The sequence below is a fragment of the Nonomuraea sp. NPDC001831 genome, from assembly GCF_042892035.1.
Lineage (GTDB): Bacteria > Actinomycetota > Actinomycetes > Streptosporangiales > Streptosporangiaceae > Nonomuraea.
Map to the genome: position 1 here is coordinate 18,751 of NZ_JBIATU010000014.1, position 21,582 is coordinate 40,332.

Genomic DNA, 21,582 nt, shown 5'->3' on the forward strand with positions numbered 1-21,582 from the left:
CGCGCCCCTCGGGGCGTCGCTAGCGGGGGTCGCCCAGCAGGTGCCGCATCGACCGCTTGACCAGGTCCGTACGCGCGGCCTGGCCGGTCAGGCTCTCCACGCCGAAGCCCAGATAGACGGTGTCCGCGGTGACGATGCCGCCGCCCTCCTCGAAGACCTGGTCGGTGCGGAACCAGTTGTTGATCGAGGGGGCCGAGCCGGCCGGCGGCGCGGCGACGGCCCAGCCGCCGAGGTCGGACTCGAAGGAGGTGTCACCGGCCGTCGCGCCGTCCAGGGTGACCTTGGCGTCGTCGAGGAAGACGCCCGCGCCCTGGGTGGACCAGTCGCTGACGTAGGAGATCGACAGCTCGACCCGCTTGCCCGCGTACGGGGTCAGGTCCACCTTCCACTGCTGCCAGCCGCCGGAGTTGCCCGAGGCCGCGTGCCACGCGCCGGTGGACCCGGCCGGCTCGCAGGCCGCGCCCTGGTAGTGCTGGGTGAACGGGTGGATCACCCGCCAGCCGCCGCTGTTGGCGGCCTTGCAGCTCTCGCCGGTGCTCTGCGAGGTGTGGCCGTTGACGTCGGGGAGGGTGGTCCAGTCGTCGGCGCCCGCGGTGTGCGCCTCGACCGTCAGGAAGTCCCAGTCGGCCTCGGTGTCGTAGGAGGTCCAGAACGACAGGTCGCCGGAGCTCCTGCCGGTCAGGTCCACGGTCGTGGTCAGCCGTTTCCAGGAGACGTCGGCGATGCCGCTGTAGACGTCCCAGGAGCCGGTGTGGGGGTCGAACGGGCCGCCGGGGCGTACCCACTTGACCTGGGCCGAGCTCGCGAACAGCGGGAACTGCGCCGGGGGCAGGATGGCGGAGGTGGCTACGAACGAGTTGGTGTGGCTGGGTTGCAGCGTGCCGGTGAAGCCCTCGAACGTGCCGCCGTTGCCCTTCAGCGCGAACGGCTGCCCGCTCGCCGGGTCGGCGCCCCCGTCGTCGAAGAAGACGTAGGCGCCCAGCCAGTACTGCTGGAAGTCGTTGAACACCTGGATGCACGGCGGGTCGTCGGGGACCGTGCACTCGGGGTGGCCGGGCTGGTCGGGCTCGTAGTAGTAGGCGCCGTTGTTGTTGGCCGCGTACGAGGGGTACTGCCGGCGTGCAGCAGCTTGCCGCCCTCGTTCAGGTAGTCGCGCACCGCCAGCTCGGTGTCCACGCCGCCCTTCGACGTGGTGCCGGCGACCTGGCCGGGGGAGCGGGGGATGACGTCGTCGCCGGTCTCCCAGACCACCGCCCTGTAGTGGCTGAGCACGCCGAGCGGGTGCGGGGCCTTGCGGCCCATCTTGTCCATGTCGTAGACGTCGGTCGTGTATCCGGCGTCCTGGAGCGCCTTGACGTAGTCGGCGGCGTACTTGGCCTCGGTCCCGCCCTGGGCCGGGCTGAGGCCGGTGACGTCCTCGGTGGCCAGCACCAGCACCTTGCCGCCGATGTCGTCCTGCACGGTGTAGGTGAAGTCGCCGCTCTTCCTGCCGATCGCGCTGAACCAGACCTTGACCTTGTCGCCCGGCCGGGTGCCGGTGATCCTTCCGCGCAGCCGGTGGTAGTAGCGGTCGTAGCCCTTGCCGTACCGCTCGCCGCCCTTCCACTCGGCGGTCGGCGCGATCCTCGTCCGGCCGCCGTTGACCTGGTAGTTGAGCAGGACGGGGCCGATCTTCCGCTTGGCGGTGACCTGGACGGCCTGCTCGGCGCCGTAGCTGAACTCGAACGGGTCGAGCACGAAGTCGGGCGTCCTGTTGCCCAGGTGGCTGACCGGCTCGGCCGGGTCGACAGCGGACCTGGCGACGTCGAGCGCGAACGGCAGGTTCTTCTCGAACTCCGCCTGCACCGCTGCCTCGTCGTCGGGGAAGACGAACCCGCAGCCGTCGCAGCCCTCGTCGAGCTCCGGCGTCCAGGACAGGGTGCCGTACCTGGCGTGGGCGTGGTCGTTGGTGTCGCCGTTCGTGGTGTAGAGCTCCGCGCCGAGGTCGGGGTCGAACCCGGGGACCGCCGGGGCGTCGTCGTCGCCGGTCAGGGCCTCGTAGATCGGGTTGTCCGCGGTCTTCGTGGCGATCTGGAACCCGCTCGGGTAGAGCAGCAGCGGGCCGAAGGAGTGGTAGTTCAGGTTCATCTCGAACCTGACCCGGTTGAGCAGGCCGTCCATGGCCCTGGTCTCCGGCTCGCTGGCCGGGCCGGTGCCGCGGTAGGTCTCGCTGCTCGGGATGCTCGACGAGCCCTCCTCGTCGTAGCGGAAGTTCGTGGGGAAGTTCCGGTTCGGGTCCACGCCGTCGCCGTTGGTGATCTTCCCGTCGCCGTCGTTGTCGCGCAGGTTCTTGCGCCACAGGCGGTTGCCCTCGGTGAAGGTGAAGTCGTAGCCGTCGGGGTTGGCCACCGGCACGAACCACAGCTCGGTCCGGTTGAGCAGGTCCCGCAGCGCCGACCTGTTGGCGATCACGTACTTCAGCAGCCGCAGGTCCACCTCGGCGGCGATCCACTCGCGGGCGTGCTGGGTGGCCGAGTACAGCGTGGCGGGCTTGAGGCCGTCGGGCAGCAGCCGGGCTCCGGTGGAGACCTTGACGGCGAGGATGTCCTGGCCCTTGAGCGTCCTGCCGATGGACTGCAGCTTGACGATGTCCCTGTTGGCGTTCGCGATCGCCCTCAGCTGGTCGGCGATGCCGCCGCGTTCGGAGTACGACCGCCACACGGTGTAGCCGCCGGCCGCCTGGGCCCTGGCGGCCTGGAGGTTGCTCTGGCCCTGCGGGTTGCGCACGGGCTCGGGCCGCAGGCCCAGCTTGGCCAGCCCGGCCAGGTCGGCCTGGGCGGCGGTCAGCTCGACGTGCTCCTTGTCGCCGCCGTTCTCGTGCTGGACGACGTCGAAGCCCTTCTCCCGCAGGAACTGGGCGGTGCCCGGCTTGCCGTCCACCTGGTAGAGGTCGATGCGGTCGCCGGGCGGCAGCGGATCGACCGACGCCTCGGCGGTGAGGGGGACGAGGGAGGCGCCCAGGCCGACGAGCACGGCCGCGGCGATGGTCATGATTCGAGACACGATCTGCCCCTTCGCAGAGACGAGTTCGATCGCCATCTCAGACCGGGATCAAGCCCTCCACAAGGCCCAATCTTTTAGATCTTCCTTATTTCCGACAAAGGACTATGTACCTCGCCAAAGGTGCGTCAGTTGGCTGGTTCGGATGACAGCCATCAAGATCATCTTCTATAGTTTCGGTCCGTCTATGCGAGGAGGGGACGGGTGTGAGGATCTGGCGGCTCGCCGCGGTCTTCGTCGTCCTCTCCGGGCTGCTCGGGCTCGCCTCCCCGCAACCGGCGTCGGCCGATCCCAACATCGACGAGCTGCGCAGGCTCACCAAGCAGGCGTCCCGGCTCAACGACCTCTACCGCGGCCAGATCCAGAGCCTGGAGGAGATCAGGATCCAGGCCAAGAACGCCACCGACACCTCCGGCGACCTGGCGGCCCGCCTGGCCGCGGCCCAGGCCGGCGTGGCCGAGATCGCGCGCCAGACGTACGTCAACGGCCCCCTCGACGGCATGCAGCTGTTCGGCCTCAGCGTCGACCCGGCCATCGCGCTCGGGCAGGCCGCGAACATGTCGTACATGGCCGCCGAGCGGACCGAGCGCGTCCGGAGCATCCAGAATCTCATCGCGAAGTCCAAAGAGGCCAAGCTCAACGCCAACGACAAGATCAACAAGCTGAAGAAGGAGATCAGGACCCTGCAGGGCAAGCGGCGCGAGATCGAGCGCCTGCTCGCCAAGTACGGCTTCCAGCAGCCCGGCGGCGCCGAGGGCCTGACCCCGCGCATGATCGCGGTACGCGCCGAGATCATGCAGAACTTCCCGATGAAGTACGGCGTGGGCTGCCTGCGCCCCGGCGACCCCGGCGAGCACGGCAAGGGCCGGGCCTGCGACTTCATGATGTCCCGCGGCGGCACCATGGCCTCCGGGGCCGACGCCGACCGCGGGGACGCCCTGGCCGAATGGCTCATCAAGAACGGCGCGCGGATCGGCGTCATGTACATCATCTGGAAGCAGCGCTACTACGACATCCGGTCAGGCGGAGGCTGGGACCCCATGTCCGACCGGGGCGGCGTGACCGCCAACCACTACGACCACGTTCACGTCTCGGTGTTCTGAGCGACCCGCTCCCGGTACCACGCGTAGGACGCCTTCGGGGTGCGGCGGCCCGTGGCGAAGTCCACGTGCACCAAGCCGAAGCGCTGGTGGTAGCCCTCGGCCCACTCGAAGTTGTCCAGCAGCGACCAGACGAAGTAGCCGCGCACGTCCACGCCCTCGGCCCGCGCGGCCATGACGGCGTCGATGTGGCCGCGCAGGTAGTCGATGCGGGCCTGGTCCTCGACCGTGCCCCGCGGGGTGAGCTCGTCGGGCTGGGAGCAGCCGTTCTCGGTGACGTGGATCGGCGGGAGCGCGCTGCCGTACCGGGCCTTGAGGCCGGTCAGGAGCTCGCGCAGGCCGTCGGGGACGACCGGCCAGCCGAACGCGGTGGTGGGGTACCCGGTGACGCCGGTGTCGGTGAACGGGAGCAGCTCGCCGGGCGGCGGGGCGGCGATCCGGGTGGGGTTGTAGTAGTTGATGCCGAGGGCGTCCAGGGGGGCGGAGATGGTCTCCAGGTCGCCGTCATGGACGAAGTCGAGGCCGGCGGCGTAGGCCGACAGATCCGGATACTTCCCGAGCAGCACCGGGTCGTTGAACAGCCGGTTGTGCAGGACGTCGTAGGCGTCGGCGGCCTTGACGTCCGCCTCCTCCCGCGAGGCGGGCCAGACCGGCGTGCAGTTGTTGGTGATGGCCACCTGCCCCGCGCCGGCCGCGCGCAGGGCCGCGACCGCCAGGCCGTGGCCGAGGAGCTGGTGGTGCGCGACGGGCAGGGCGTCGAGCAGCAGGGCCTGGCCGGGGGCGTGGACGCCCATGGCGTGGCCGAAGGCCATGTGGACGAACGGCTCGTTCAGGGTGATCCACAGCGGGATGCGGTCGGCCAGGCGCTCGGCGACGATCGCGGCGTAGTCGGCGAAGCGGCCGGCCGTGTCGCGGGCCGTCCAGCCGCCGCGGTCCTGGAGGGCCTGGGGCAGGTCCCAGTGGAAGAGCGTCGGCACGGGCTGGATGCCGGCCGCCAGCAGGCCGTCGGTGAGGCGATCGTAGAAGTCGAGGCCCGCGGGGTTGACCTCGCCCGTGCCGAGCGGCTGCACCCGCGGCCAGGCGATGGAGAAGCGGTAGGCGTTCACGCCGAGGCCGGACATGAGGGCGATGTCCTCGCGCCAGCGGTGGTAGTGGTCGCAGGCCACGTCGCCGGTGTGGCCGTCCCTGGTGCGGCCGGGCTCGTGGGCGAAGGTGTCCCAGATGGACGCGCCCCGGCCGTCCTCGGCCACCGCGCCCTCGATCTGGTAGGCGGCGGTCGCCGTACCCCATAAGAACATCTCGGCTCCTTTATGCGAGTATGGCTCATGTTAACGGACGGCAAAGAGGCCGGTCTGTACCTGCTGGTAATAAGCCAGGATGGGGAGCATGACGAGTACCTTGCGCCGCCGTCCCGCCCAGCGCCGGAGCGTGGAGCGGGTGGAGCGGATGCTCGACGAGTGCGCGCTCCTGCTCGACGAGGTGGGCTACGAGGCGTTGACCACGAAGGAGGTCGCGCGCCGCGCCGAGGTCCCCATCGGCACCTTCTACCAGTTCTTCCACGACAAGCAGGGCCTGGTGCGCGCCCTCGCGCTGCGCAACCTGGAGGCGTTCCTCCAGCGGGTCACCCAGTGCATCGCCGAGGCCGACCTCGGCCACTGGACCGACCTGGTCGACCTGGCCATCGACGAGTTCGTCGACATGAAGCGCACCACCCCCGGGTTCGCGGTGGTCGACTTCGGCGAGGTCCTGCCCACCCCGGGCGGGCCGCCGCTGGAGGGCACCAAACGCACGCTCGACAGCGCCCTCGACAACAACGTCATCGTGGCCGACCGGTTGCGCGCCCTCACCCTCGCCCTGCTCGACGCGCCCGCCGGCCCCGGGCTCGACCGGGCGCTCGTGGTGGCCGTCGAGGCCACCGACGCCGTGCTCAAGCTCGCCTTCCGGGCCGATCCCGGCGGCGACCCCGACCTGATCGCCGAGTGCAAGCAGCTCGTCCGCCGCTACCTCGCCGACCACCTGCCCTGATCCCCCTAGGCGACGGCGTTCAGGCGGGCGCGCAGCTCGGCGTCCAGCTTGACGTCCGCCGCGCCGACGACCTCGTCGAGCTGGGCCGTCGTGGACACGCCGACCACGGGCACGTGACCGTCGGCCATCAGCCAGGCCAGCACCACCTGGTTGGGCGTCGCGCCCAGCTCACCGGCGACCTCGCGCAGCGCGGCCAGGCGGCGGGCGGTGCCCGGGTGGTCGTAGACCTCCGGCATCGGCCGGTCGGCCCGCGTGTAGGCCCCCGCCATCAGCGTGTTGTAGGCCCACAGCGTCACGTCCGGCTCGGCGGCGACGTAGTCGAGGGCGTCGTCCGAGGCCAGCGTGTGGCCGCCCTCCGGGAGCCGGGTGAAGGGCCGCGGGCGCAGGTAGGTGTGGCGCAGCTGGAGGTGGCCGTACGGCAGCCAGCCGCGCGCGCCCGACAGGTTCCTGGCCCGCTCCAGCCGCCAGGCGGCGATGTTGCTGGCCCCCAGCGCGCGGACCTTGCCCTGCTCGGCCAGCGTGTTCAGGGCGCCGAGCGTCTCGTGCAGCGGCACCGAACGGTCCTCGATGTGCGACCAGTACAGGTCGACGTAGTCGGTCCGGAGCCTGCGCAGGCTGCCCTCGGCGGCTCGCGCGACGGCCGCCGCCGACAGGCCCTCGGCCGAGTCGAGGGTGCGGTCGCCGGGCACGGTCGGCCGGGCCCCGCCCTTGGTGCCGATGAAGATCCGGTCCCGGTTGCCGCGCGCGGCCAGCCAGGCGCCGATGGCCTCCTCGCTCTCGTCGCCGGTGCGGCCCTCGTTCCAGAAGGGGTAATTGTTGGCGGTGTCCAGCATGGTGCCGCCGGCGTCCTGGAAGCGGTCGAGGATGGCGAAGGTCTCCCGCAGGCCGACGGTGGTGCCGAACGGGATGGTGCCGAGTGCGATGTTCATGGGGCAGACCCTCGGACCTGGAGCGCACTCCATGTCAAGCCGTTGACCTGGAGTGCGCTCCAGGTGAAAGACTGGGACGCGTGAGCGTGTACACCCCCGCCGAGGTCGTCGAGGAGACCGGCTTCAGCATCGACACCCTCCGCTACTACGAGAAGATCGGCCTGCTGGAGCGCGTGGAGCGCAACGCGGCCGGTCAGCGCAGGTTCAGCGAGGAGGACGTCGGCTGGCTCGGCATGATCCGCTGCCTGCGCGACACCGGCATGCCCATCGCCATGCTGCTACGCTTCGCCGAGCTCGTCCGCGGCGGCGACGAGACGATCCCCGACCGCATCAGGCTCCTGGAGGAGCACGACCGGCAGGTCCAGGCCCAGATCGCCAACCTGGCCGAGCGCCAGGACTACATCCACCGCAAGATTTCCTACTACCGCAGCGTCCTGTAGCCCTGCCTTGGTGGTTCGGTTGTTAGACCAAGGACCATGGCGGGAACCAGGGCGAAGCGGATCGACGTCCCGCTGGGCCGCATGGCCGTGCTCTGCGCGGCCCTGCTGTTCGTCCTGCTGGCCCACCTCACGGTCGTCCAGGCGTTCGGGACGCGGGGGCTGAACGCCGACCGCCGCAACGAGCGCTCGCTCATCGCCCGGTTCGCCCGTCCGCGCGGCGACATCCTGACCTACGACGGCGCGACCGTGGCCAGGAGCCGCCCGACGCCCGGCGGCGGCCCGTACCGGTTCCAGCGGGTCTACACCGACGGCGAGCTCTACGCCCCCGTGACCGGCTACCTGTCCCTCTACCGTTCCACCGGCGTGGAGGAGGCCGAGGACGGCGTCCTGTCCGGCGACGACGCCAAGGTCAAGGTGCGCTCGATGGTCAGCGACGGCGACGTGGCCGGCGCCGACGTGCGGCTGACCATCGGCCAGCGCACCCAGTGGGCCGCCTACCACGCCCTGGAGGCCACCGGCGTGCCCGGCGCGGCCGTGGCCATCGACCCGGCCACCGGCGCGATCCTCGCCCTGGCCAGCTACCCGTCCTACGACCCCAACACGCTGGCCACCTTCGACCCCGTCCGGCTCGACGGCGCCCTCGCCCGGCTGCGCGACGCCCCCGGCCGGCCCCTGCTGAACCGGGCGCTGGACCAGGTCTATCCGCCCGGGGCCACGTTCAAGGTGGTGACCACGGCCGCGGCGCTGGCCTCGGGCGAGTACACGCCCACGGCCCCCGTGGACGCCGCCGTCCGCCCGCGGCTGCCCGCCTCGCTCGCCGGTTCGTGCGGCCGGCCCCGGCCCACGCTGCTGCGCGCCTTCCAGACCTCGTGCGACACCGCGTTCGCGGGCATCGGGGTGCAGCTCGGCCAGGACAGCCTCCGCGACCAGGCCGAGGCGTTCGGGTTCGGCGACGGCGACCTGCGCGTGCCGATGGCCCCGGCGCCCAGCACGTACCCGCAGGGCATGGACCGGGCGCGGACCGCCCTGTCGGCCGTCGGCCGGGACCAGGACCGGGCGACGCCGCTGATGGTGGCGATGTTGTCGGCGGCCGTGGCCAACAACGGCGTGCTGATGCGGCCGTACCTGGTGGAGGAGGTGAGCCTGCCGGACGGCTCGCTGCTCGGCCAGGCGGGGCCGCAGCCGTACCGCACCACCATGACGACCGTCCAGGCCCGCTACCTGGCCGCGATGATGACCGCGGGGACGCACCCGGGCGGGCCGGGCGCGGCCGTGGCCGTCCCCGGCGTCGAGGTGGCCGCCAAGATCGCCACGACGGGCGGCGAGCACGCGCTGGCCACGGCGTTCGCCCCGGCGACCGCGCCGGAGGTGGCGGTCGGCGTGGTGCTGGAGCACCCCGGTCCCCGGGCCGGCGCGGTGGCGCAGGTGGCCCGCGCGGTGCTGGAGGCCGCCCTGGCCTGACCGCGGGCCGCCGAGTTCGCCACCGATGGAGTCTGGGCGCGAACGGTAGTTGATGCCACACTCACAGTGATGCTGCGAACCGCCGATTTCCGCAACCTGCCCGCCGAGCCCAACCTGTTCGTGGGCCGGGAGTCCGATCTCGATGAGCTGGCCCACCTCGGCCGCGTCTCGCGGGTGGTGACGCTGTGCGGCGCGGGGGGCATCGGCAAGACGCGCCTGGCCCTGCGCCTGGCCACCCGGGTCGCCGCCGAGCACCCCGACGGCGTGTGGCTGGTCGAGCTGGCCGACGTCGAGAAGGGCGAGCTGCGGGAGCGGGTCCGCGCCGCGCTCGGCATCGCCGACGACCTGGCCGACACCATCGGCGGCCGCCGCGTGCTGCTCGTCCTGGACAACTGCGAGCCGGTGGTCGCGGAGTGCGCCGAGCTCTGCCGCGACCTGCTCGGCGCCTGCCCCCGGCTCACCGTGCTGGCCACCAGCCGCGAGCCGCTGCGGGTGCCGGGCGAGACGGTCTGGCGGGTGCCGCCGCTCTCGCTCGTCGGCGAGGAGAGCGAGGCCGTGCGCCTGTTCGTGACCAGGGCCACCGCCGCGCGTCCCGGCTTCGAGCTGACCGAGGAGACGCTGCCGCTGGCGATCGAGCTGTGCCAGGCGCTCGACGGGCTGCCGCTGGCGATCGAGCTGGCCGCCGCCATGGTGCGGGTGTTGTCGGTCAGGCAGCTCGTCGAGCGGCTCGACGACCGGTTCAGGGTGCTGGCGGGCGGCGCCCGTACCGCCCACGCCAGGCACCGTACGCTGCGTGCCGCCGTCGACTGGAGCTACCGGCTGCTCAGCCCCCAGGAACGCCTGCTGCTGCGCCGCGTGGCGGCCTTCCGCTCCTGCTGGACGCTCGACCTGGCCGAAGCGGTGTGCGCCGGCTCCGGCCTGCCGGAGGAGGACGTGCTGCCGCGCCTGTGCGACCTGGTGGACAAGTCGCTGGTCGTGCTCGACGGCGAGGTCGCCGGCCAGGCGCGCTACCGGCTGCTGGAGACCGTCCGCGAATACGCGCTGGAGCGGCTCGCCGAGTCCGGCGAGGAGGCGGCGCTGCGCCGCGCGCACCTGGCCGCGCTCGCCGGCCTGGCCGGGCGGTTCAAGGACGTCCTCGCGCCGGGCGCGCGCACGTCGTGGCCTGTGGTCGAGCGCTTCGTCAACCTGTTCGACGGGCTCAAGGCCGAGGTGGGGGCGGCCTGCGACTGGGCCGTGGCGAGCGGGTCGCCGCAGACCGCCCTGCAACTGCTCACCGACGTGCGCTACCTGCTCATGGCCAGCGGGCGGCGGCTGGACATCGCCGACCGGCTCGACCGGCTGCTCGCGCTCGACGCCCCCGACGTGCCCGAGGGCTTACGCGGGCAGGCGATGATCCTGCGCGGTGAGCTGGCGCTCGCGGCCGGCGAGACGGGGCTCGCGGCGCGATGCGTACAGATCGGGCTGGCGCTGTGCGTCGACGCCCGGGACGCCTACGGCGAGGCCGTGGGCCTGATCATGCTGGCCCAGGCGACCGGCGACCAGGAGTCCCTGGCCCCGGCCCTGGAGGCGGCGCGGCGGCGCGGCGACCCGATCCTGGAGTCGCTCGCCCAGGGCACCCGGGCCGACTTCGGCCTGCGGGCCGGCCGCCTGCACGAGGCGCGGCGCGCGTTCGAGGAGGTCCTGTCGCTGAGCGAACGGCTGGACAACCACCTCGGCCAGTCCTACGGCCACGTCGGCCTGGCCCAGATCGCCCGGCGCACCGGCGACCGGCCGGCCGCCCGGCGGCACTACGAGGCCGGCCTGCGCCTGCTGCGGCACATCGACGCCCGGCAGCAGATCGTGAGCTGCCTGGCCGGGCTCGGCCGCGTCGCGCTGGACGAGGGAGACCTGGCCGAGGCCCGCGCGCGGCTCACCGAGGCGCTGGTGCTCAGCCGCGACGCGGGCCTGCGCGACAGCATCGCCCGGCGGCTGGCGGCCTGGGCGCGCCTGGTGGCCGCCGAGGGCGACGACCGGCGCGCGGTCCTGCTGGCGGCCGCCTCCCTGGGGCTGCGCGAGCGCCGCCCCGACGCCCGCACCGAGGAGCTGCTGGCGCCCGCCCGCGAACGGCTCGGCGAGGCCGCGGTGGCGCTGCTGTGGGCCGAGGGCCTGGCGATGACGGCCGACCAGGCGGTCTCGTGCGCGCTCGGCGGCCCGTTGCCCGAGCTGCCGGCCGCGCCGGTCGCCCCGGCGGCCCAGGACAGCAGGCTGACGGCCAGGGAACGCGAGATCGCCGAGCTGGTGGCACGCGGGCTGAGCAACCGGGCCATCGCCGACGAACTGGTGATCAGCCCGGCCACCGCCGCGCGGCACGTCGCCAACATCCTCGGCAAGCTGGGCTTCTCCACACGTACACAGATTGCCGCATGGGTGATCGGCGGACGCTGATCCCGGCGGGTTCTCTACACATCGCCGCCGCCCGGCGCTTACATCGTCGAATGGCCATGTCAGCGCATGTGCCGGCCCGGTCGGAACGCCTACCGTTCTGCGTGTGATCGACCGCGCCCCGCGCTCCCCGTCCTCGCGCCGGGGGCCGCGACGGCCGATCGACCGAGGGACGTCACGCGTCCCGACGGAGCCGGGCCTTCTCGGAGGGGTGGGGGCCCGGTTCCAGGGCGCGTGACAGCGGGCTCGAGTCGCGCAGGGCTCGGGCCCGCCCACCTCGGCCCTGGGCTGGGGAAATGCACACCGCTCTACATACATCGGTGGATGCGGCCGGCGCGCGGGCGACCGTACGTTGACGGGCATGACGCCGTCCGCCTCGTCCTCCGGCACCGTGATCCACGAGGTGTTCCGCCGGGCCTACGAGCGGGGCGAGCGGCCGGCGCTCATCGATCTGCGCGGCGGCCACGTCTACGGCTACCGCAGCCTGGTGACCGAGGTGACCAGGGCGGCGTCCGGGCTGGTGCGCAGGGGAGCGCGCCGCGACCAGGTGGTGGGGGTGCACGTCTCCACGACCGGCACCCAGACCGTGGCCCTGCACACCGTGCTGGCGGCCGGCGGGGTGGCCGCGCCGATCGGCCCGGGGCTCGGCGCCGAGGAGGTGGCGGCGCTGCTGCGCGAGTGCGACGCCCGCATGCTGATCACCACCCCCGACCTGGCGGAGACGGCGATCGCGGCGGCCGACGGCTCCCGGGTGCGTCAGGTGGTCTCGCTCGGCCCGGCGCTCGACACGATCGACTTCCGCGGCCTGCTCGTGCTGGAGCCCACCGCGCTGCCCGCCCTCGACGCCGAGCGCCAGGACGCGCTGGCGCTCCCCGGCGGCGCCCGGCTCACCCACGCCGACCTGCTGGCCAGGATGGCCGAGCTCGACGGGCCCGTCGGCCTGACGGAGTCCGACGTCGTGCTGTGCACGTGGCCGCCCGGCGCCGGCGCCGACCTGCCCGCCCTGGTCGGCCTGGCGGTGTCCAAGGGCGCGCTCGTCGTGGCCGCGGCCCGCGGCGACCTGCCCGGATCCGGCTACGACGCGGGCGTCACCGTGCTCACCGGGCCCGCCGGCACGCTGCGGCGCGTGGGCTGAGTATGCGGACCTGTTACCTGCTCCGCCCTTGACGTCGGCGCGCGCGAAGTGGGTTGATAGCCGTTGTTGACAACGTTGTCAAAGGTCACCAACTTCGGGGGATCGCGAAGGGAATGGTGTGCGATGCGACGGTGGTTAGCGGCCGTCTCGATCACGATGGCGGGCGTCCTGGGCCTGGCGGGCTGCGGCGGAGGCAGCGGCGGCGGCCAGACTTCCGAGCCGGGCTCGTCGAGCGGCGGCAAGCAGCAGGTGGAGGTCTTCTCCTGGTGGACGGGACCCGGTGAGGCCGACGGCCTCGCGGCGATGAAGAAGATATTCGAGGACAAGAACCCCAACTACACGTTCTTCGACGCCGCCGTGGCGGGCGGCTCGGGTGACAAGGCCAAGGCGCTGTTGCAGTCGAAGTTGCAGGCCGGGACGCCGCCCGACACCTTCCAGGGCCACGCCGGCGCCGAGTTGCAGGGCTACATCAAGGCGGGCAACCTGGAGGACCTGACGTTCCTGTACGACGAGCTGAAGCTGAAGGACGTCTTCCCCGCCCAGCTCGTCGAGCAGATCAGCGTCGAGGGCAAGATCTACTCGGTGCCGGTCAACATCCACCGGTCCAACGTCCTGTGGTTCAACCCCAAGGTGCTCAAGGACGCCGGCATCGCGGCCGCGCCCAAGACGATCGAGGAGTTCATCGCCGACCTGGAGAAGGTCAAGGCCAAGGGCAAGATCCCGATCTCCGTCGGCTCGGAGTGGACCGCCACCCACCTGCTGGAGAACGTGCTGCTCGGCTCGCTCGGCACCGACGCCTACAACGCGCTGTTCAAGCCGGGCGCCGACTGGAGCGGCCCGCAGATGACGAAGGCGCTGGAGAACTACGCCAAGATCATGTCGTACGCGGGCGATCCGCAGGACGACTGGCAGCCCGCCGCCAAGCAGGTGGCCGACGGCGAGGCGGCGTTCAACATCATGGGCGACTGGGCCTACGGCTACTTCCACAACCCGCCGGAGGGCGGCCTCGGCAAGACGTCCAAGTCGGACTTCGACTGGGCGCCCGCGCCCGGCACCGCGGGCACCTACCTGTGGCTGTCGGACAGCTTCACGCTGCCCAAGGGCGCCAAGAACCGGGACGGGGCCGTCGCCTGGCTGAAGGTCGCGGCGAGCAAGGAGGGCCAGGACGCCTTCAACCCCAAGAAGGGCTCCATCCCCGCCCGCAAGGACGCCGACCAGTCGCTCTACACCGACTACCTGGCCGACGCGCTGAAGGACTGGTCGGGGAACAAGCTGGCCGGTTCCATCCAGCACGGCGTCTCGGTGAGCCAGCCGTGGCTGGCCTCGATCAACGAGGCGGTCGGGCTGTTCATCGGCAGCAAGGACGTCAAGGGCCTGCAGCAGGGCCTGGCCGACGCGGCCAAGGCCAACGCTCAGTGACGCAGGCGGGTACGGCGGGGCGCTCCCGCCGTACCCGCGCGAAGGGAAACGGTTGTGAGGCGGGCACGCACCTGGCTGCCCGGACTCCTCCTCGTCGCGCCGTCGATCGTGGCGATCGGCGTGTTCGTGTACGGCATGCTGGGCTGGAACTTCCGCCTGGCCATGACGGACCAGCACGATGAGGTGTCCGAGGGCACGTTCGTGGGGCTGAAGAACTTCGTCGACATCTGGGACCAGGCGCGCTGGCGCCTGTCGGTCGACCACGCGATCGTGTTCACGATCGTGTTCGTGGCGGGGGCGCTGGTGCTGGGCTGGTTCCTGGCGTTCCTCATGGAGAAGGGGATCTGGGGGGAGGGCACGTTCCGGGCGATCTACCTGTTCCCGATGGCCGTGTCGTTCGTCGCGACCGGCATCGTGTGGCGGTGGCTGATGAACTCCGGGACGGGCGAGCGGGCGGTCGGCCTGAACCGGCTGTTCGACGCGATCGGGCTGCCGCAGTGGCAGTGGTTCAGGGATCCGGACTGGGGGATGGCCGCGATGGCGCTCCCAGCGATCTGGCAGATGTCCGGATATGTCATGGCGTTGTTCCTGGCGGGCTTCCGCGGCGTCCCCGAGGAGCTGCGCGAGGCCGCGCGGGTGGACGGCGCCGGCGAGTGGGGCGTCTACCGGCACGTGGTGCTGCCCATGCTCAGGCCGGTCACGCTGTCGGCGCTGATCATCCTGGGACACATCTCGCTCAAGGTCTTCGACCTCATCGTGGCGGTGTCCGGCAAGCAGATCATCACCGACGTGCCCGCGGTGTTCATGTGGGTGGCGGTCTACGACTCGCACGACCCGGCGAAGGGGGCCACGATCGCCTCGTACATCGTGCTCAGCGTGGCGGTCTTCGTGATCCCGTACCTGATCTGGTCGGTGCGCAGGGAGCGCAGGCCATGACGGCCGTCGCGGCCCGGCGCAGGACCGGGTTCGGGATCGTGCGGTTCTGCCTGCTGCTCGCCCTGGTGGTCGTCGTCCTCGTCCCGATCTACGTGCTGCTGGCCACCAGCTTCAAGCCGCTCACCGAGGCCGACCCCGGCCAGGCGTGGAACCTGCCCAGGACGTGGACCACCGAGGCGTGGCGGGTGGCCTGGGAGAAGCTGGCCCCCGGCCTGTGGAACAGCGTGCTGCTGGCCGTCCCGGGCTCGCTGCTGTCGTGCGCGTTCGGGTCGATGAACGGCTACGTGCTGTCCAAATGGCGCTTCCCCGGCGCGGACGTGCTGTTCACGCTGTTCCTGTTCGGCATGTTCATCCCCTACCAGGGCGTGATGATCCCGCTGGTCAAGCTCATGGTCTGGCTGAACGAGCAGACCGGGCTGCAGGGCGTCTTCTACGGTGGCATCCCGGGCCTGGTGCTCGCGCACGTCGTGTACGGCATCCCCATCTGCACGCTGATCTTCCGCAACTACTACGTCACCATCCCCGACGAGCTGATCGAGGCCTCGCGGGTGGACGGCGCGGGGATGCTGCGGGCGTACTGGTCGGTCGTGCTGCCGGTGTCGTGGCCCGCGATCGCGGTGGTGATCATCTGGCAGTTCACCTCCCTTTGGAACGACTTCCTGTTCGCCGTCTTCATCACCGGGCCGCAGAGCTGGCCGACCACCGTCATGCTCAACAACATCGCCGGGGCCCAGGCCACCCCCTACAGCCAGCAGATGGCCGCGGCCGTCCTGGCCTCGATCCCGACGATGCTGATCTACGTGCTGCTCGGCCGGTTCTTCATGCGCGGCCTGATGGCGGGCGCGCTGAAGGGCTGACGCCGCACGGCCCGCTACGCCGGTGACCGGGCGGCCAGCGCGTCGCCCAGCGGCGTACGGGCATAGAGGACGGAACGGCCGGTGCGGGTGCCCACGACCAGGCCCGTCCTGCGCAGGACGGCCAGGTGCCCGCCGGTCGCGCCCAGGCTCTGGCCGAGCAGGGCGGCCAGGTGGGTGGTCGTCGCGGGCACGGCCAGCTCGGTGAGCAGGCGCGCCCGGGTGCGGCCGATCAGCAGCGCCAGGTCGCCGTCCGGCACGCCGACCCCGGCGCCGGTGCCGCGGGCCGGGTAGACCAGCGCGTTGGGCCAGGCCGCCTCCAGGTACACGCCGACCGAGCCGGCGAAGGCGGTCGGCACGAACAGCAGGCCGCCGCCGCCCAGCACGTGCAGGCCGTGGCGGGTGTGCAGGCGCACCTCGATGTGCCCGTCCGGACGCCAGCGCACCTGGTCGCTGAGGTCGTCGAGCGCGGCGGCCCAGCCGTAGGCGGCCAGGCGTCCGGCCCGCTGGATCACGTCGCGTTCGAGGATCGTGTGGAGTCGCGACCAGCCGACCGAGATGATCTCCCGCCACAGCGCCTCGTACGCGTCGGCCAGCACCTCCACCACCCGCGGCGAGAACAACAGGTCCCGGACCGGCCCCGGCACCGGCGGCAGCCCCGCCAGCACCCCGGCGATCTCCTTGTGCGCCTGGCGGACCGGGGTCCTGCGCATCGAGGCCAGCTCGGTCTCGAACGGCACGCTCATCCCGGCCGGCGGCGGGGCGATGAAGTCGACGTTCGCGTCGCCCTTGTTGCCGCTGATCGCCGCCAGCGCGCGCAGCGCCGGATGCCGTCGCACCAGGTCGAGGTACGGGCCGCGCCAGCGCTCCACCCACCGCCGGTGCACGCCGGGCTCGTTCCTGCCGTCGAGCGTCCAGTGGGCGTGCATGGTCTCGATCAGCGGCGAGATCGCGAACCTGCTGGCCACCAGGTCCTGCGGGGTCACCTGGATCTTCAGTGCCACCTTTCGGTTATATCCGAAACCATGGCCGGGCCGGGCGCCGGTTCAGCAGCATCGGGGATGTGAGAGCGGCGACGTACGGCGACGTGTTCGCGGTCAAGGAGTTCCGGGTGCTGTTCGGCAGCTTCGCGCTGCTGGTCACCGGGGACTCGATCAAGATGCTGGCCCTGTCCGTGCTGGTGTACGCGCGGACGGGCTCGCCGGGGTTGTCGGCGGCGGCGTACATGGCGGGGTGGCTGCCGTACATCGTGGGCGGGATGTTCCTGCTGTCGCTGGCCGACCGGCTGCGGCCCCGGGCGCTGATGGTGACCGGCGAACTGGTCAGGGCGGCGGTGTGCCTGCTGCTCGCCTACGCCGGGCTGCCGGTGTGGGGCATGCTGGCGCTGGTGCTGGTCAGCGGGCTGTTCTCGCCGGTGTTCGGCGCGGCCAGGTCGGCGGCGCTGCCGGACGTCCTGCCGGGGGACGCGTTCGTGCTCGGCCGGTCGGTGCTCGGGGTCGCCTCGGCGGCCTCCCAGGTCGGCGGGCTCGCGGCCGGAGGCGCGTTCCTGGCCTTCGCCGGGGCGCCCGGCGCGCTGGCCGCCACCGCCGCGCTGTCGGCGGCCGGCGCGGTGGTCCTGCGCTTCGGCCTGCCCGACCGGCCCGCCCGCGCCGCCGCCGGGAACGGCGGGACGGGGGCCGTGCGGCAGACGTTGCGGGTGAACCGGTCGCTGCTGGCCGATCGGCGGGTGCGCGGGCTGCTGCTGGCCGGATGGCTGCCGACGATGTGCCTGGCCGGGGCGGAGGCGATGATCGTGCCGTACCTGGGCGGTGAGGGGCGGGCGGGCGTGGTGCTCGCCGCGGCGGCGGCCGGGATGGCGGTGGGGGAGTTCACCGTGGGCAGGTTCGCCGCGCCGCCGCTGCGGGAGCGGTTGTCGGCGCCGCTCGCCGTGCTGCTCGGGGTGCCGTGGCTGGGGTTCGCGCTCGGACCGGGCGTGGGATGGGCCGCGGTGCTGGCCGCGTGCGCGGCCGCGGGGCTCTCCTACCAGCTCGGGTTGCAGCGGCGGTTCGTGGACGCGGTGCCCGAGGAGGGGCGCGGGCAGGCGTTCGGGCTGCAGTCGGCGGGGCTGATGACGGGGCAGGCGGCCGGGGCGGCCGTGGTCGGCGCGCTGGGCGAGGCGATCGGGCCGGGGGGCGCGATCGTCGCGGCGGGCGCGGCCGGTGTTCTGGTCGCCCTGGCCCTGATCGGGCCCCTGCGCCCTTCCACGCCCTCCGGCGCCGCCAGTTCCTCCGCCTATTCCGCTTCTTCCGGTTCCTCCGGCACGGTCGGTTCCTCCAGCGCGGTCGGTTCCTCCGGCACGGTCGGTTCCTCCGGCGCGGTCGGGGCGCCCGGGGCGGTCACGTCGGGGGAAGCTCGCCGGAGCCCCGCGGGATGAGACGCACCGGCAGCTCGACGTGCTCCGGCGGGCCGCCGTCACCGCGCAGGCGGCGGAACAGCAGCTCGGCGGCCACCCGGCCCATCCACGCCGGATCCTGGGCCACCACGCTCACCCCCGGGCGCAGCAGGTCGGCCAGCTCGAAGTCGTCGAACCCCACCAGCGCGAGCCGCCGTCCCTCCAGGGCCCGCAGCGCGGTCACCGTGAGCCGCCCGTTCCCGGTGAACACCGCGGTCGGCGGCGCGTCCAGGGCGAGCATGCGCCGCAGGTCGGCCCGTACGTCGTCGAGCGACGGCGGGCGCATCGCCACCAGCCGCGGGTCGAACAGCCCGCCGAGCGCCCGCCGGTAGCCCGCCAGCCGCCGCGCCGCGGTGTAGATCGCCGGATCGTCGCCCAGGAAGGCGATCCTGTGGTGCCCGTGCGTGAGCAGGTGCCGGACGGCCTGCTCGGCCCCGCCCGCGTTGTCGGCGAGCACGGTGTCCACCTCGATCCCCGGCTCGGGCGGCCGGTCGGCGAACACCACGGGCGTGCCGGCCTCCAGCTCGCCCCGCAGGTAGGCGTGGTCGTCGCCGGCCGGGACGACGATCAGCCCGTCCACCCGGCGCGCGCAGAACGTCTCGACCAGCTCGCGCTCCCGGCCTGGCTGCTCGCCCGAGGACCCGCTGAGCAGCAGGCAGCCGTGGTCGATGACGACGTCCTCGACGGCTCGGCTGAGACCGGCGTAGAAGGGGTCGGCGACGTCCTCGATGACCAGCCCGATGGTGGCGGTCATGCCCGTGCGCAGAACCCGGGCGCTCTCGTTGCGGCTGTAGCCCAGCCGGTCGATGGCCGCCCGCACCCGCTCGGCGGTGGCCGGATGGACGCCGGGCTCGCCGTTGACCACGCGCGAGACGGTCTTGAGCGCCACGCCCGCCGCCGCCGCGACGTCCTTCATCGTCGGTCTCACGCATGGATCATGTCCTACCGGACCCGGGCGGACAACGTTGTCAGACGTCTGTGCCAGAGTAGGTGCCCTATGCCGTTGCGACACGCCTTGCTGGTGGCCGGGTTCGTGCTGGCCGCGCTCAACCTGAGGCCCGCCATCGCGGGCCTGTCACCGCTCCTCGACGAGATCATGAAGGACCTGGGGCTGTCGCCGTCCGGCGGCGGCGCGATCACCACCGTCATGGTGGTCTGCCTTGGCGTGTTCGGCCCGGTGGCCCCGCTGCTCGCCCGGCGCATCGGCCTGGACAGGACGCTGCTGGCCGGCCTGCTCGTGGTCGCGGCGGGCGAGTGCCTGCGCGGGCTCGACGGCGTGCCGATGCTCTACCTGGGCTCGGCGCTGGCCGCGACCGCCATCGCCGTCATGAACGTCTCCATGCCCGGCATCGTCAAGCAGCACTTCCCCGATCGCGTCAACCTGCTCACCGGCGTCTACGTCGCGGCCGTGGTGGCCGGCGCGGCCGGGGCCTCGGCCCTGGTGATCCCGCTGGAGCGGGCCACCGGCTTCGACTGGCGCGGCGTCTCGGCGCTGCTCGCCGTGCCCGCCGTGCTCGCGGCCCTGCTCTGGCTGCCGCAGGCGGTCCGCGGCGGCCCCGCCGAGCAGGGCGGCCCGCGACCGTTCGGCGCCGTCCTGCGCAGCCGCGTCACCTGGTACGTGACCGCCCTCATGGGCCTGCAGTCGCTCACCTTCTACGTCATGCTGGCCTGGCTGCCGACCATCTTCCTCGACGCCGGCCTGCCCGCCGACCAGGCCGGCTACCTGCTCAGCCTGACGAACCTGGTCCAGGTCGCGACCTCGCTCGCGGTGCCGGTGCTGGCCGGCCGCCGGGCCTCGCAGGTGCCGTACGTGGTGGGCGCCGGCGTGCTGACCGTGCTCGGCTACCTCGGCGTGCTGCTGGCCCCGGCCACCGTGCCGTGGTTGTGGATGATCGTGCTCGGCATCGGCCAGGGAGCCTCGTTCGCGCTGGCGCTGCTGATCATCGCCCTGCGCCCGGCCGATCCGGCCGGCGTGACGGCGCTGTCGGCCGTCGCCCAGTCGGTGGGGTACGTCGTGGCCGCGCTGGGCCCGCTGCTGTTCGGCTACCTGCGGGAGGTGTCGGGCGGCTGGACCGTTCCGCTGACGGTCGGTCTGGGGGTTCTGGGAGCCCAGCTGGTGGCTGGATGGTTCGCCGGACGCCCTGCTACCTTAGGTAAGGCTAACCTGTAGAAGGGATCCGCAGCGTGCTGACCGAGGCTCTCCAGCGTCTGGCCGACGGCCGGGGCGGTGTCATCGGGGTCGAGCCAGGGCTCGTCATCGACCCCGACGAGAGCTGGACGGCCGCCGCCGACCTGGCGCGGGAGCCGTACACGCTGCTGGAGGGCCTGGTCGCGCAGACGGCAGCACGCTGGAACGCGCCGCGGCACGTCGGCGCGGCGCTGTTCTGGAAGACCTTCGGCTACTGGCACAGCCTGCCCATGGCGCTCGGCTGGGCCCTCGACGGCCGCATCCCCGTCATGCGGCTGGCCGACACCTACTTCAAGGTCTCCGACGCCGGCGTGACGATCGCCGCCAGCCGCGTGAGCTGGGGCACCGGCGTCGAACCCATCCGCGAGTCGCTGGCCGAGGCACAGCAGCCGCTGGTCGAGGCCATCAGCGCGCTCGCCAAGGTCGGCGAGCGCACCTTGTGGGGCTCGACCGCCGAGGCGTTCGCCCACCCGCTGACCAGCATCGTCAAGGGCGACTACATGGCCCTGCTCGCCGAGCTCGGCAGCCCGGTCGACGGGCTGGTCGAGCCCGCCGACGACGGCTACTTCCGCAGGACGTGCTGCCTGTGGATCACCCTGCCCGACGTCGAGGCGTGCGGGAGCTGCTGCGTGCTCAGGCCACAGCGACCGGCTCGTCCATAGGACGCAGCTCGTCGGCGTAGCTCACCGACACCCGGCGCATGACGCCGCTGTCGTCGATGGAGTACTGGCCGAGCCGCCACAACGGCGGCGAGTACGCGTGGATCGAGACGCTCTCGCCCTCCGCGCCGCCGAGCCGGTGGATGTGGTCGGGCCCGAACGAGAACGACTGCCCGGCCGGCACCACGGTCTCCAGGTGCTCACCGCCGATGCGCGGGTTGCACTCCTGCAACGCCCCCTGCACGACGTGCACCGCGCCCGAGGAGATGTCGTGGTCGTGCCAGCCCGTGTCGTCCTCAGGACGCCAGCACAGCACCCAGACGTCCACATAGGCGTCCCGGTACAGGGAGGCGTAGTGCCGTCCGCCGTCGGCCGGGAAGTCGACCATGTCACGCCACTCCTGCGGGTTGGCGGCCAGCTCGTCGACCAGGTCGCGCAGCTCACGCCGGTCGAGCGTCCGCTCCGGCAGCCCGGCACACACGCCCCCGCCCTGGATCTGGATGTCACTCACGTACGAGTCTCCTTTCTGTATCTAATTGCCTCAC

The 21,582-nt window shown here is 72.4% G+C and carries 19 protein-coding genes; 12 read left to right on the forward strand and 7 right to left on the reverse strand.

The genetic code is table 11. The features are described 5' to 3' along the window. Window positions 1–19: 19 nt before the first annotated feature. Entirely contained in the window at window positions 20–1,009 is a 990-nt protein-coding gene (locus tag ACFYYW_RS35310; protein WP_387655405.1) for a hypothetical protein, read from the reverse strand. Continuing rightward, entirely contained in the window at window positions 916–3,042 is a 2,127-nt protein-coding gene (locus tag ACFYYW_RS35315) for a M14 family metallopeptidase (protein ID WP_387655407.1), read from the reverse strand. Before ACFYYW_RS35315 ends, ACFYYW_RS35310 begins: the two co-directional genes overlap by 94 nt. A gap of 203 nt (window positions 3,043–3,245) precedes the next feature. On the opposite strand from ACFYYW_RS35315, the gene ACFYYW_RS35320 reads away from it, so the two are divergent. Continuing rightward, window positions 3,246–4,142, forward strand: a complete 897-nt coding sequence (locus ACFYYW_RS35320; RefSeq protein WP_387655410.1) for a coiled-coil domain-containing protein — start codon at window positions 3,246–3,248, stop codon at window positions 4,140–4,142. On the opposite strand, the gene ACFYYW_RS35325 is transcribed toward ACFYYW_RS35320, so the two are convergent. Continuing rightward, window positions 4,124–5,437, reverse strand: coding sequence for a GH1 family beta-glucosidase (locus ACFYYW_RS35325; RefSeq protein WP_352323967.1), 1,314 nt, complete (start codon window positions 5,435–5,437; stop codon window positions 4,124–4,126). The two genes, ACFYYW_RS35320 and ACFYYW_RS35325, sit on opposite strands and share 19 nt — an antisense overlap. A gap of 88 nt (window positions 5,438–5,525) precedes the next feature. Between ACFYYW_RS35325 and ACFYYW_RS35330 the strand changes: the two genes are divergently transcribed. After that, window positions 5,526–6,164 carry a TetR family transcriptional regulator gene (locus ACFYYW_RS35330; RefSeq protein ID WP_352323966.1) on the forward strand — a complete coding sequence of 213 codons (639 nt, stop codon included), beginning with the start codon at window positions 5,526–5,528 and terminating at the stop codon, window positions 6,162–6,164. A gap of 5 nt (window positions 6,165–6,169) precedes the next feature. On the opposite strand, the gene ACFYYW_RS35335 is transcribed toward ACFYYW_RS35330, so the two are convergent. Further along, window positions 6,170–7,093 carry an aldo/keto reductase gene (locus tag ACFYYW_RS35335; protein ID WP_364412601.1) on the reverse strand — a complete coding sequence of 308 codons (924 nt, stop codon included), beginning with the start codon at window positions 7,091–7,093 and terminating at the stop codon, window positions 6,170–6,172. 80 nt (window positions 7,094–7,173) lie between these two features. On the opposite strand from ACFYYW_RS35335, the gene ACFYYW_RS35340 reads away from it, so the two are divergent. From ACFYYW_RS35340 to ACFYYW_RS35370, 7 genes are all read left to right on the forward strand, one after another. Then, window positions 7,174–7,533, forward strand: coding sequence for a MerR family transcriptional regulator (locus ACFYYW_RS35340; RefSeq protein ID WP_352323964.1), 360 nt, complete (start codon window positions 7,174–7,176; stop codon window positions 7,531–7,533). Window positions 7,534–7,569: 36 nt separating this feature from the next. Continuing rightward, the gene (locus ACFYYW_RS35345) at window positions 7,570–8,994 is read left to right on the forward strand and encodes a penicillin-binding transpeptidase domain-containing protein (protein WP_387655416.1); all 1,425 of its coding nucleotides are present in this window, start codon (window positions 7,570–7,572) and stop codon (window positions 8,992–8,994) included. 69 nt (window positions 8,995–9,063) lie between these two features. Further along, the gene (locus ACFYYW_RS35350) at window positions 9,064–11,418 is read left to right on the forward strand and encodes an ATP-binding protein (protein WP_387655419.1); all 2,355 of its coding nucleotides are present in this window, start codon (window positions 9,064–9,066) and stop codon (window positions 11,416–11,418) included. A 358-nt stretch (window positions 11,419–11,776) separates the two neighbouring features. Further along, window positions 11,777–12,550, forward strand: coding sequence for an AMP-binding protein (locus ACFYYW_RS35355; protein WP_387655421.1), 774 nt, complete (start codon window positions 11,777–11,779; stop codon window positions 12,548–12,550). A 123-nt stretch (window positions 12,551–12,673) separates the two neighbouring features. Beyond that, window positions 12,674–13,969, forward strand: coding sequence for an ABC transporter substrate-binding protein (locus ACFYYW_RS35360; protein ID WP_352323960.1), 1,296 nt, complete (start codon window positions 12,674–12,676; stop codon window positions 13,967–13,969). A 54-nt stretch (window positions 13,970–14,023) separates the two neighbouring features. Then, window positions 14,024–14,905: a sugar ABC transporter permease gene (locus ACFYYW_RS35365; RefSeq protein WP_352323958.1), complete on the forward strand. Its 882-nt coding sequence runs from the start codon at window positions 14,024–14,026 to the stop codon at window positions 14,903–14,905. Continuing rightward, window positions 14,902–15,762: a carbohydrate ABC transporter permease gene (locus tag ACFYYW_RS35370; RefSeq protein ID WP_352323956.1), complete on the forward strand. Its 861-nt coding sequence runs from the start codon at window positions 14,902–14,904 to the stop codon at window positions 15,760–15,762. Before ACFYYW_RS35365 ends, ACFYYW_RS35370 begins: the two co-directional genes overlap by 4 nt. Before the next feature lie 14 nt (window positions 15,763–15,776). Here the strand turns inward: ACFYYW_RS35370 and ACFYYW_RS35375 are convergent, their stop codons facing one another. Further along, window positions 15,777–16,763 carry an ArsR/SmtB family transcription factor gene (locus tag ACFYYW_RS35375; RefSeq protein WP_387655425.1) on the reverse strand — a complete coding sequence of 329 codons (987 nt, stop codon included), beginning with the start codon at window positions 16,761–16,763 and terminating at the stop codon, window positions 15,777–15,779. Between the two features lie 59 nt (window positions 16,764–16,822). Here ACFYYW_RS35375 and ACFYYW_RS35380 point away from each other — a divergent pair, with 59 nt between their 5' ends. Continuing rightward, window positions 16,823–18,172, forward strand: coding sequence for an MFS transporter (locus ACFYYW_RS35380; protein WP_387655428.1), 1,350 nt, complete (start codon window positions 16,823–16,825; stop codon window positions 18,170–18,172). Here the strand turns inward: ACFYYW_RS35380 and ACFYYW_RS35385 are convergent. Continuing rightward, the gene (locus ACFYYW_RS35385) at window positions 18,135–19,118 is read right to left on the reverse strand and encodes a LacI family DNA-binding transcriptional regulator (RefSeq protein ID WP_387655431.1); all 984 of its coding nucleotides are present in this window, start codon (window positions 19,116–19,118) and stop codon (window positions 18,135–18,137) included. The two genes, ACFYYW_RS35380 and ACFYYW_RS35385, sit on opposite strands and share 38 nt — an antisense overlap. 69 nt (window positions 19,119–19,187) lie before the next feature. On the opposite strand from ACFYYW_RS35385, the gene ACFYYW_RS35390 reads away from it, so the two are divergent. Together ACFYYW_RS35390 and ACFYYW_RS35395 are read left to right on the forward strand one after the other, a co-directional pair. Beyond that, window positions 19,188–20,360: an MFS transporter gene (locus ACFYYW_RS35390; protein ID WP_352352109.1), complete on the forward strand. Its 1,173-nt coding sequence runs from the start codon at window positions 19,188–19,190 to the stop codon at window positions 20,358–20,360. A 14-nt stretch (window positions 20,361–20,374) separates the two neighbouring features. Continuing rightward, complete coding sequence (locus ACFYYW_RS35395) at window positions 20,375–21,040, forward strand: hypothetical protein (RefSeq protein WP_387655434.1); 666 nt, start codon at window positions 20,375–20,377, stop codon at window positions 21,038–21,040. On the opposite strand, the gene ACFYYW_RS35400 is transcribed toward ACFYYW_RS35395, so the two are convergent. Beyond that, entirely contained in the window at window positions 21,012–21,548 is a 537-nt protein-coding gene (locus ACFYYW_RS35400) for a cysteine dioxygenase family protein (RefSeq protein ID WP_352323951.1), read from the reverse strand. The genes ACFYYW_RS35395 and ACFYYW_RS35400 overlap by 29 nt on opposite strands. Between the last annotated feature and the right edge of the window lie 34 nt (window positions 21,549–21,582).